The following is an 11,229-nucleotide window of genomic DNA, read 5'->3' on the forward strand; positions in this document are numbered from 1 at the left end:
TTCAATATTATTTCTGATCAGCCAGGTAAGCTTTCAGAGCATCAGCCAGTCTCTTTACGCCTTCTTCAATGACATCATCATCATTGTAGGAGAAGTTCAGACGGAAATAGTTCTTCTTCTTGGATTCAGGGAAGAAGGAATCGCCCGGTACGTAAGCTACCTTTCTGTCCAGTGCATACTGGAAGAGGTCACGGGCATTGCAGCCTTCCGGCAGTTCTACCCAGAGGAAGAGGCCGCCGTGCGGATAGGTGCATTTAACATTGGAGGGGAAATATTTCTTAATGGCATCGCACATTACGTCGCGGCGATGACCATAAAGTTTGCAGTTTTCTTTAATGTGGCCTTCGAAGTCGTAGTTCTTCATGTACATAGCCACTTCACGCTGGGTAACAGACGGAGTAGCCAGATCAGTGGAACCTTTCACAAGATCGAACTTCGGCAGAATTTCATCATTCAGTACCATCCATGCCAGTCTCATGCCGGGAGCCAGGGTCTTGGAGAAGGTGCCGGAATACATAACCAGATGTTTCGGGTCCATGGTAATGAGTGGAGCGATTTCTTCGCCTTCGAAGCGGAGATCACCATAGGGGTTATCTTCGAATACGGGGATTTCATACTTGGTTACGATTTCCATGAATTTCTTACGGCGTTCCAGGCTCATGCAGCGGCCGCTGGGGTTCTGGTAGTTCGGAATGACATAGATGAATTTTACTTTGTCATTGGTAGCCAGAACTTTTTCCAGTTCTTCCGGAATAATGCCGTCATCATCGGTGGGGATTTCTACATATTTCGGCTGTTCGAAATCAAATGCACCGATAGCGCCCAGATATGTCGGGCTTTCGCATACAACTACGTCACCCTTGTTCAGGAATACACGGCCGGTAATATCAAGGCCCTGCTGAGAACCGGTAACGATCATAATGTTCTTTGGATCTACTTTGTACATGCCCATGGGCTGATACATACGGTTCATGCGGTCAGCAATGGCCTGGCGAAGTCCCATGTAACCCAGGGATGGTCCGTACTGCATAGCACCGGCACCGTCTTCTTCTCTGACTTTAATGGCTACTTCTGTGAGTTCCTTCAGCGGGAAGGTCTTCGGTGCAGGAAGGCCGCCGGCAAAGGAAATAATATCAGGCTGCGCGGTGAGTGCCAGAAGCGGACCCAGATCGGAACCTTTCATGTTTGCAAGTACATCGGAAAAACGAATTGCCATAAAAATCTCTCCTTTACTCCTCGAAAGCGAAATGAAGATTCATTCCGTTTCCATAGATTTGTTATATTACGTCTGCTGCCGGAGAAACCGGCCTGCCGGCAAATATAAACAGTATCAGGGAAGCACTGATGGAAGCGCCCGGGAATTTCATATCCGGATTTTGATTCCATAAAGGAAAAAAGCCGGCTCACAGATGTAAACTGAGGTCGAAGCTTTGCGTCAAAATCAATGAAATACCATAACGCAAATGAATCAGGGCATACCCGGGGAAATACGGTTAAATCGGCATCAAAGTTTCATTGTGCATTTTGGATTCCTGCAGGACATGAGTCAATGCCGGCAGCAGGATCATTTGAAGCATCGGATCAACGCCTTTGAAATTTGATTCTCTGATTCATCCAGTATTTCCTTAGTATTCTTATTGTAAAACTAGCTTATAGAGATGTCAAATAAAATAAGGTTTACAGATCCGCCTCTATATTGGGCAAAAAAAAAGCTGCCTTTCGGCAGCAGGAGGTTAAAAATCAGTGTTTGTTCAAAGATTCCAGTTCAAGTAATGCCCAGCATACTTCTTCCTGTTTTTCTTCTTCCACCATAACTTCGTTTTCAACCTGCTGTTCTTTCATGTCTGTTTCTGCCTCCATTAAAACAGCCCGCTTGACGGGCCCTTTGCAAAATACTTGGTATGTGTATAATATATATCTTTTATACCCATCTATCCAATATTTCTTTTACGAAGTTTATCTCATCACTTGAATAGCCATTCATATATCCCATAGCATAAATATATAGTAAAATCATTTCATTTATGTATTGATTACAGGATATTGGTTACCTGAAAGTAAGGATCCATGCATATAGAGTCCTTGTCAGGTCAAATACTTTTGTATTCATGTATTATATAACTTATTATTTATGATTTGAAAGAAGTTATTGACTGGCTCGATGACACAGAAAAGACCCTGAAGCACAGATGCTCAGGATCTTTTTTCGTTCTGTTCTGCTGCCAGAATTTCTTCTGCTTTCCGAATATCCTTTTCTATCTGCTCCTTTAAAGCCCGGGGCGAAGGAAAACGGATCTCGTCCCTGATCCGTTCTACCCATTCCAGAGTAAAGGGACTGCCGTAAATAGAAGAATCAAAGTGAAAGATGAAGGTTTCAATGGTTCTTTCGCTGTTGCCGAAAGTGGGATTTTTCCCGATATTGGTAATGGCCGGATAGGATCTGCCGTCAATGACAGCCCTGGCGGCGTATACGCCGTCTTTGGGAAGCACCCGGTTTTCGGTAAAGGACAGATTGGCCGTAGGAAAGCCCAGTACATCGCTTCCCCGGTGGAATCCATGCACCACATCACCTTCCATGGTGTAGTTTCTCCCAAGAAAGAGAGCCGCTTCTTTCATGCGTCCCTGCTGAATGAGCTCTCTGATGGCCGTACTGGAGACTGTTTTCCCCTCTTCCGCCAGAAGGCGGACAATTTCCACAGGAATCTTCCGCTTGGAAAACCAGGACTGCAGAAGAGAGCTGTTTCCTGCTCTTCCCCTGCCGAAGGTAAAGTTTTCTCCGGCAATAAGGCCTGTAAGTCCCGGAAGAGAAGCCAGCTTTTCCATGAAGGCCTGCGGAAGCTCCTGCAGGAATTCCTGATCCGGCTTCAGGAAAAGAACAAAATCCATACCCGCTTTTTCCATGAAGGCTTCTTTTTCTTTTCTTCCCTGGAGAAGGGGCACATGGATGTCCGGTGCCAGTACAGCCATGGGATGGGGCCAGAAGGTCAAAACTCCCGGCCTGGCATGCAGTTTTCGGGCCAGGGCAAGAGTCTTTTGAAAGACATCCTGGTGTCCCAGATGGCAGCCGTCAAAAAAACCCATGGCCAGCACAATTTTCTGATTTCCGGGAATTTCTTCCCATGAATGATAGATTTCCATATATGCCTCAGGAAAAAACTTTTTTCGGATGAATGATACCGCCGGAAAGGGAGGCAATCCCCAGGAAGCGGGTGCCACAGAAGACAGCGGCTGCTTTCTGATCGCTGCCGCCAAAGCGGAGCCGTTTCCCCTGGAGGAAATCTTCCCCTTCCTTTTCGGAAAGTTCTATGGAAGGAAGGCCCGTCAGGATGGGATGAAGATCCTGGATCACCGCTCCTTCGGGGTTCTTTTCTATCTCTTCCAGTGTCTTGGCTTCCTCCAGAGTAAAGGGACCCATTTCCGTGCGAGTGAGGGCACTCATGGTGAGGAGGCAGCCTGCTTCCTTTCCCAGATCTCTCCCCAGAGCACGGATGTAGGTGCCGGCGGAGCAGGTGACGGTCATGGAAAGAAACGGCGGATCCACTGCCGTGATTTCCAGTTTGTAAATGGTAACAGGCCGGGCGGGAAGTTCCACTTTCTTTCCTTCCCTGGCCAGCTTGTAGGCCCGTTCTCCTTTCACTTTCAGAGCAGAGTAGCTGGAGGGCACCTGCATAATGGGACCGCGAAACTTTTCCGCCACTCTTTCAAAAATAGAAAGGTCTTCCGGAAGAGGTCCCTCTTCCACCACTTTTCCGGTCATATCCTCCGTATCTGTAGCAAGTCCCATGCGGAACTGCGCCCTGTAGGTCTTGGTATGTATAGGAGCATATTCGATAAGCCGTGCCGCCCGTCCCAGAAAGACCGGCAGTACACCTTCCGCCATGGGATCCAGAGTACCGCCGTGACCGATCTTTTTCTGATGATAGATCCGGCGAAGTCTGGCAATCACATCAAAGGAGGTCCAGTCCTTCGGTTTCACTACATTAATGACACCGTCCATCAGAGATATTTCTCCGCTGCCTTCACAAAGAGAGGCTCTGCGTCTTCAAAGCTTTCATGAATGGTGCAGCCTGAAGCCTTCCAGTGTCCACCGCCGCCGAATTCTGCAGCCAGATCGCCAACATTGGCGTGCTCTGTGGAGCGGAGGGATATCCGTGTTTCCTTTTCTCCCTTGTACTTGAAGAGTGCTGCAATCTGGCATCCCCGGATGCAGCGGGGAATGGAAGCATAATAATCGGAATTCTCCCCGTCCAGATCCATGGCTTCTTTGCCCATATAGGCAATGACGATTTTTCCGTCATGGTAGGAATGAACCGTGCCGGCTACCAGCTGGTAGCACTTCATGGCTTCTTCTGTTTTCTCGTCCAGACGGTTGGCAATGTAGTCCGGTTTGGCTCCCATTGCTACCAGCCGGCTGGCCATGAGAAGAGTATGGGCGGAGGTGCAGCTGAACTTAAAGAAACCGCTGTCCGTGCCGATAGCCATGTAGAGGGCATTGCAGGTATCCTCGTCCATTTCAATGCCTGCGTCAAAGAACATTTCCGCCAGCATTTCCGCAGTTGCCGCATATTTGTACTGCAGGTACAGATAGTCCGTGTAACCCTCATTGGACCGGTGATGGTCAATGCAGAGGCTGTCTACATCGGGAAAATCAAAATGACCACCGCGGTCCAGATTTCCCAGATCCGTAAACACCAGGGCATCGTAGTCCCTGCCTTCCGGCATTTCCGTATGCACCAGGGCAGACGTTTTCACCAGGCGGTATACCCGGGGCACGGGATCCGGCAGAAGGATATCCGCTTCCTTGCCCAGCTGCACCAGTACATTATGAAGGGCACAGATGGAGCCTACATCGTCTCCATCGGGATGCTCATGGCCCACCAGAAGGAACCGGTGATGGTTCATGAGGAAATCCCAGGCTTCTTTTTCCCCGATTTCTTTTGCATGATGCAGTGCAAGACTCATTCTTTTTCCTCCTTGTGAATCTTCTTCAAAAGGCCGTCAATATGCATGCCATAGTCCAGGGAGGTATCTTCAGCAAAAGAAATCTCCGGGGTATAGTAGATTTTGAGACGCTGTCCCAGTTCCCGGCGTACAAATCCTTTGCCCTTATTCAGGGCTTCCAGGGAAGCTGCTTTTTCTTCGTCACTTCCAAAAAGGGAAACAAAAATCTTCGCTTCCCGAAGATCTCCGGTCACTTCCACGCCCGTCACCGTCACAAATCCGATGCGGGGGTCTTTCAGATCATGAAGGAGCATGTTGCTCACTTCCTGCTTGATAAATTCCTGTACTTTTCGTACTCGTAATTCTGACATGGGTTTCACCTCACATTTTGATAAAAATATCCGCCTTCTATGCAGTTGGATAAAGGCGGATACGTAAATCATTGTATATGCAGGACCGCAGAAGGGCCCCGGATTCAAAAGTTCAGAGAGACATGGCTCTGCCGCAGGTTTTGACTTTGAAGGAGAAAAGCGGCTCACTGCATTTTGTGCGTCGCCGCATTTCCCTGCGAATCAGATCTGCCTGCCGCCATAGAGGGGAGACGGTTTTTATCAAAAGCGATGCCTCTGCAAACTTTAAGAGCGCCCATTGAAACTCTCGCGCCACAGGCGCTGTCAAACATCAGGCCGCCTCAGGCAGCCTCTCTTATTTCAGTTCAGCAGCTTCTTCCTTCAGTTCAAAGGCTTCCAGCTGGTCTCCTTCTTTCACATCACGGTAACTGTCAATGGAAATGCCGCATTCAAAGCCTGCAGCCACTTCCTTCACATCATCCTTGAAACGGCGCAGGGAAGCAATCTTGCCTTCGTGAATGACGATGCCGTCGCGGATAAGGCGGAGCTGGCAGGTGCTTGTAATCTTGCCGTCCTGTACATAGGAACCGGCTACGATGACCTTCGGTGTATGAATGACCTGGCGGACTTCTGCATGGCCCAGTACTACTTCGCGGATAGTCGGTGCCAGCATGCCGGCCATAGCGGCCTTTACATCGTCGATGCAGTCATAAATGACGCGGTAGAGGCGGATATCTACGCCGTCTTTTTCTGCCATGGCTCTGGCATTGGCATCCGGACGGACATTAAAACCGATGATGAGGGCATGGGAAGCCGATGCCAGCATAACATCCGATTCATTGATAGCGCCTACAGCGGAGTGAACGATGGAAATGCGGACTTCTTCGCTCTTGATAGCCTGGAGAGACTGTACCAGTGCTTCAACGGAACCCTGGACATCTGCTTTGATGATGATATCCAGTTCCTTCATTTCCCCTTCCTTAATCTTTTCAAAGATATTGTCCAGGGTAACCTTCTGTACGTTTCTCTGTTCTTCTTCCTTGGCTCTGGATGCCCGGAGTTCAGCAATGGCTCTTGCTTTCTTTTCGTCCATGACGTAGAAATGATCGCCTGCTTCCGGTACGCTGTCCATGCCCAGGATTTCTGCCGGTGCGGAAGGTTCGGCATTTTTCAGTTTTCTGCCGTTTTCATTGGTCATGGCGCGGACACGGCCCCAGCATTTGCCGGCCAGAATGCCGTCGCCTACATGGAGGGTGCCGTTCTGTACGAGGACACTCATCACAGGGCCTCTGCCTTTATCCAGCTGGGCCTCGACTACTACGCCGTAAGCTTCACGGTTCGGATTTGCTTTCAGTTCCTGCATTTCCGCTACCAGAAGGATGTTTTCCAGGAGGTCATCAAGACCGATCTTCTTCTTGGCGGAAATGGGGGTCATAATGACATCGCCGCCCCAGTCTTCTGCCAGAAGGCCTTCCTTGGACAGTTCTTCCTTGATGCGGTCCGGGTTGGCACCGGGTTTATCAATCTTATTGATAGCCACCATAATGGGCACCTTGGCGTTCTTTGCATGGTGGATGGCTTCAATGGTCTGCGGCATAACACCGTCATCAGCTGCTACGATAAGGACAGCGATATCGGTGATCTGAGCGCCTCTGGAACGCATGGCGGTGAATGCTTCATGGCCAGGGGTATCCAGGAATGTAATCTTGTGTCCCTTGTAGCGAATCTGGTAGGCGCCGATACGCTGGGTAATGCCGCCGGCTTCATGCATGGCTACATTGGTCTGGCGCAGAGCGTCCAGCAGGGTGGTCTTGCCGTGGTCTACATGGCCCATGATGGTCACTACTGCCGGTCTTGGCTTCAGGAACCGGGGATCATCAGGAGCCGGTTTGTATTCCGTAGGATCTGCAGCAGCGGCTGCTTCTTTCAGGGTCACGCCGAATTCTTCTGCCAGGATTTCAATGGTATCCCGATCCAGGTTCTGGTTGATGGTAGCCATAACGCCGTCCATCATAAGGTGTTTAATAATTTCGCTGACTTCGCGGCCGAAGAGTTCTGCCAGTTCCTTAACGGTTACGCTTGGCGGCAGTTCCACTTCTGTAGGATAAGAGGTGGTCTTCTTGTCAGCCATATGTTTTTTCTTCTTGCTCTGGTTCAGAGAGCGGGCCATCAGGGAACCGCCTTCCTTTTCCCGTCTGCTTCTTTCCCAGTCCTTCTTGGATTTCTTCTTTGCCGGTTTTTCCCGTCTCTGCTGGGGAGCCGGTGCCTCCTCTACAGGAGCTGCATGGCTGTTTCTATCGGAGTTCCTGCGATCCTGACGGGAATGGTCATTTCTGTCATTCCTATCCTGATGCTGGTTTCTTTCATTCCTGTTTTCGCTGCGTTCTCCACCGTTTCTGGAAGGTCTTCCGCCTTCGCTGCGGTTTCTTCCATCCCGGCCGGAGCGGTCATTTCTTTCGCTGCGGGCAGTCTTTTCTCCCTGCCGTTCATTTCTGTTTTCCTGGCGGCGGGGCTGTCTTTCCTCTCTTCCACGGATTTCCTTCTTTTCAGTTCTGGATGCCTGCTTCGGTTCTTCATGGGCAGCGGTTCTGATTTCTTCTTTCTTTTCTGCTTTCGGTGCTGTCTTTACAGCTTCTGCCTTGGGTGCAGGCTTCGGTTCTTCCGGCACTTCAAAGGAAGAATAGGACTTCCGTCCCGTTTCCTGCCGTTTCCGATCTGTAGGCCGGCCCTGCTGGTCAAAGCGGACGGTGCGCATGGGCGGACGTTTTGCCGGTTTCTTTTTAACGGCAAATGCCTTTTCCAGGATAGCGCATCCGTTATCATCTACACCGCTCAGTCGGCTGGTGACATCCACATTGTGGCTTTTCAGTACATCCAGCACCTCTTTATCTGTTTTGCCATACTGTCTGGCTAATTCATATACTCTCTTTTTCTTCTGCATAAGCAGCCTCCCAACCTTTATGATTTCCGGTGGTCAATTTTATCTGCAATTGCCCTGCCGAATCCTTTATCTGTAATCAGCGCTGCTGTCCGTACCCCTTTTCCCAGGGCTCTGCCCAGTTTTTCCTTCTCCCCAAAAATTCTTGAGGAAATATGCGCTCTCTCAGCAGCTTTTATATATTCGTCCTTTGTTCGCGGGGAGCTGTCTTCTGTAACAATCAGCAGGACGGCCTGCCTTTTTTTCAGTCCTTCTGACACCTGTTCATTCCCGGAAAGCAGCTTTCCTGCTTTCATGCAAAGGCCAAGCATCCTGTAAATCGGTTCATCCATTTTCAATCTGCGATTTCAATGCTTCATACACATCTTTGGAAACCGGACGCTTCAGCGATTTTTCCAGGCCATGGGATTCATAGGCCTTGTTGAAGCAGTCCATATTGTCACACACGTATACGCCACGGCCGGATTTCTTGCCCGTTCTGTCCACTTCGATCACCCCTGTGGGAAGCACGACGATGCGGAGCAGTTCCTTCTTCGGTTTCAGTTCCTTGCAGCCGACGCACATGCGCATGGGAATCTTTTTAACTTTCATTCCTTATCTTCCTCCTGCATCTCTTCTTCGCCGCCGGCTTCAATATCTCCAAGGATATCATCATCCTCTTCCTCATCAGACTGACCGAAGCCCTCTTCCTTAGCCTGGGTTTCGCTCTTAATATCGATCTTCCAGTTTGTCAGTTTCGCAGCCAGCCTAGCATTCTGACCTGCCTTGCCAATGGCCAGGGAGAGCTGGTAATCAGGAACAATGACGTAGGAAGATTTTTCTTCTTCCCATACGGAAACGGAAATAACCTTAGCCGGAGACAGGGCATTGGCGATATATACGGCCGGATCTTCATCCCAGCGGACAATATCAATCTTTTCATCATGCAGTTCATTGACAATATTCTGCACTCTCTGTCCCTTCGGGCCAACGCAGGCGCCTACCGGATCTACATTGGGATCCATGGCGTAAACGGCAATCTTGGAGCGGGAACCGGCTTCACGGACAACGCTCTTGATTTCTACGGTGCCGCTGTAGATTTCAGGAACTTCCAGCTCGAAGAGGCGCTTCAGCAGTCCAGGATGGGTTCTGGAAAGAATAATTTCCGGTCCCTTGGTGGTTTTTCTGACTTCCAGCACATAGCACTTGATCTTGTCATTGGGATGGAATTCTTCTCCTTCAATCTGTTCTGCAAAAGGAAGGATGCCTTCCACACGGCCCAGATCTACGAAAATGGTACGGGATTCGCTCCACTTAACGGTACCGGTAATCACATCGCCTTCGCGGCCGGAGAATTCATCATAAATGGATCCTCTCTCCGCTTCTCTGAGCTTCTGGATCATGACCTGCTTGGCGGTCTGGGCAGCCACACGGCCGAAATTCTTCGGTGTCACTTCAATGCGGAGCATATCACCGGCTTCGTAGGTCTTATCAATCTTCTTGGCATCAGCCACGGAAATTTCATTGATCGCATTTTCAGAAGCGGGGTCAATTTCCTCTACTACAGTCTTTTCTTCATAAATATGGTAATCGCCGGTTTCACGGTTCAGCGTAACAGAGGTCTTGGCATTGCTGCCTGTTTCCTTCTTATAGGCAGTGAGCAGCACCATTTCCAGTGCATCAAAAACAACCTTCTCATCAACCTTTTTCGCCTTCACCAGGCCCTTGATTGCTTCAATTAAATTGAGATTCACGATGACTATTCCCTCCCGGAATTAAAAAGAAAAATGCAGTCTCACCTGCGAAATCTTATCTCTCTCTAAAGCCAGCTTTTCTCCGTCTTCCATTTTCAGAAGAAGAGCGCCTTTGTCACCAAGGCCCAAAAGCTTTGCTGTAAACGCCTTGACTCCCTTCCTGCCTTCCAGGGGGGCAAACAGCTTGACATCCACATTTTCACCGGTATAGCGGACAAAATCCTTGTCCTTCTTCAGCACGCGGTCAAGGCCGGGAGAAGAAACCTCAAGCATATAATTGTCCGGTATCAAGTCCGCTTCATCCAGAAGCGCCCCTGCCTTCTCACTCACCGACTGGCAGTCATTCAGATCTACGCCGCCTTCCTTGTCAATGTAAATGCGAAGAATCCAGTTCCGTTCCCGCACATATTCTACATCCACAAGCTCCAGGCCCTCCGCCTCCAGCGAAGACTCCAGCAGTTTTTCCACTGCCTCTTCCACATCTCTGCGCGCCATATACCCTCCCTTGGTCCTTAATATAAGAAAGAGTGAGCCGAAGCTCACTCTACAGGAAACTCTATACACACACTTACGCAATAATTATACCACATCATGTAAAGAGTAGCAAATAATAGAAGATTCCGCTTAAAAAGCAGAAATTATTCCGCCTAAGCGAGGTATCTTACTAGCAGAAGAAGCACTTATATATATTTATTCCCACTTGTAGCAATCCCCGATTTTAAGTAAAAAGAGGAATGCAAAGGGAGCAGTTCTTTATTTATTGCTTTACGTCTAAATAAGGCCAAACTGCCCTGTGAATGATGAATCGCCTGTCACCTGTTATCTGTTATTATGTGGGATTATTATGGGACACCACACCTCGCCATCCGCTTGGGAAGTGAGCAATAGAAAAACCCTTTCATAGACAGGCTAGAGATTATTTCAGTTGACCTTGAATTCCAATACAGTATATTCACAGCACCAAATAACTTTCGAAAACGAAATCACATAGTCTTCAGTAATACAGTCATTCCCAAACAGAAACGAAAATATTAACCCAGAGAACTATCCATACAGCCCAAAAGAACCAGTGGGCAACCACTGGCTCTTTTTCATAATATAGGCAGACAGAAGGATATCCTTTCAAATGTCCTTCCCCTTAATCGGCGGCCTGCTCCTCCCGGCGATTCCGACCAAAACAGCACGGATGACACCTGGCTGAGCAGGAAAAAGGGCAAGCAAAAAGGACATCCTTACAGATGTCCTTTTCCTTAATCAGCAGCTTCCT

Annotated in this window: 10 protein-coding genes; all 10 read right to left on the bottom strand. The window is 49.0% G+C overall.

The window, feature by feature from the left end; genetic code table 11:
- Positions 1–7: 7 nt before the first annotated feature.
- Positions 8–1,216, bottom strand: coding sequence for a PLP-dependent aminotransferase family protein (locus ACI4N7_RS01605; protein ID WP_439731617.1), 1,209 nt, complete (start codon positions 1,214–1,216; stop codon positions 8–10).
- A 977-nt stretch (positions 1,217–2,193) separates the two neighbouring features.
- Positions 2,194–3,138 carry a bifunctional riboflavin kinase/FAD synthetase gene (locus ACI4N7_RS01610; protein ID WP_439731618.1) on the bottom strand — a complete coding sequence of 315 codons (945 nt, stop codon included), beginning with the start codon at positions 3,136–3,138 and terminating at the stop codon, positions 2,194–2,196.
- A gap of 7 nt (positions 3,139–3,145) precedes the next feature.
- Positions 3,146–3,997 (bottom strand): tRNA pseudouridine(55) synthase TruB, encoded by an 852-nt coding sequence (gene truB, locus ACI4N7_RS01615; RefSeq protein ID WP_439731619.1) that lies wholly within the window; start codon positions 3,995–3,997, stop codon positions 3,146–3,148.
- A complete protein-coding gene (locus tag ACI4N7_RS01620) occupies positions 3,997–4,962 on the bottom strand; it encodes a DHH family phosphoesterase (protein WP_439731620.1) in 966 nt (321 codons plus the stop codon). Before ACI4N7_RS01620 ends, truB begins: the two co-directional genes overlap by 1 nt.
- Positions 4,959–5,312: a 30S ribosome-binding factor RbfA gene (gene rbfA, locus ACI4N7_RS01625; RefSeq protein ID WP_439731621.1), complete on the bottom strand. Its 354-nt coding sequence runs from the start codon at positions 5,310–5,312 to the stop codon at positions 4,959–4,961. Before rbfA ends, ACI4N7_RS01620 begins: the two co-directional genes overlap by 4 nt.
- Positions 5,313–5,646: 334 nt before the next feature.
- Positions 5,647–8,232, bottom strand: a complete 2,586-nt coding sequence (gene infB, locus ACI4N7_RS01630; RefSeq protein WP_439731622.1) for a translation initiation factor IF-2 — start codon at positions 8,230–8,232, stop codon at positions 5,647–5,649.
- A gap of 17 nt (positions 8,233–8,249) precedes the next feature.
- Positions 8,250–8,561: a L7Ae/L30e/S12e/Gadd45 family ribosomal protein gene (locus ACI4N7_RS01635; RefSeq protein ID WP_439731623.1), complete on the bottom strand. Its 312-nt coding sequence runs from the start codon at positions 8,559–8,561 to the stop codon at positions 8,250–8,252.
- Complete coding sequence (gene rnpM / locus ACI4N7_RS01640) at positions 8,554–8,820, bottom strand: RNase P modulator RnpM (RefSeq protein ID WP_439731624.1); 267 nt, start codon at positions 8,818–8,820, stop codon at positions 8,554–8,556. Before rnpM ends, ACI4N7_RS01635 begins: the two co-directional genes overlap by 8 nt.
- On the bottom strand, positions 8,817–9,962 hold the full coding sequence (gene nusA, locus ACI4N7_RS01645) for a transcription termination factor NusA (RefSeq protein ID WP_439731625.1): 1,146 nt from the start codon (positions 9,960–9,962) through the stop codon (positions 8,817–8,819). Before nusA ends, rnpM begins: the two co-directional genes overlap by 4 nt.
- Positions 9,963–9,983: 21 nt before the next feature.
- Positions 9,984–10,457, bottom strand: coding sequence for a ribosome maturation factor RimP (gene rimP, locus ACI4N7_RS01650; protein ID WP_439731626.1), 474 nt, complete (start codon positions 10,455–10,457; stop codon positions 9,984–9,986).
- Positions 10,458–11,229 lie beyond the last annotated feature (772 nt).

Origin of the sequence: Dialister sp. (assembly GCF_051885895.1) — a bacterium.
Taxonomy (GTDB): Bacteria; Bacillota; Negativicutes; order Veillonellales; family Dialisteraceae; genus Dialister.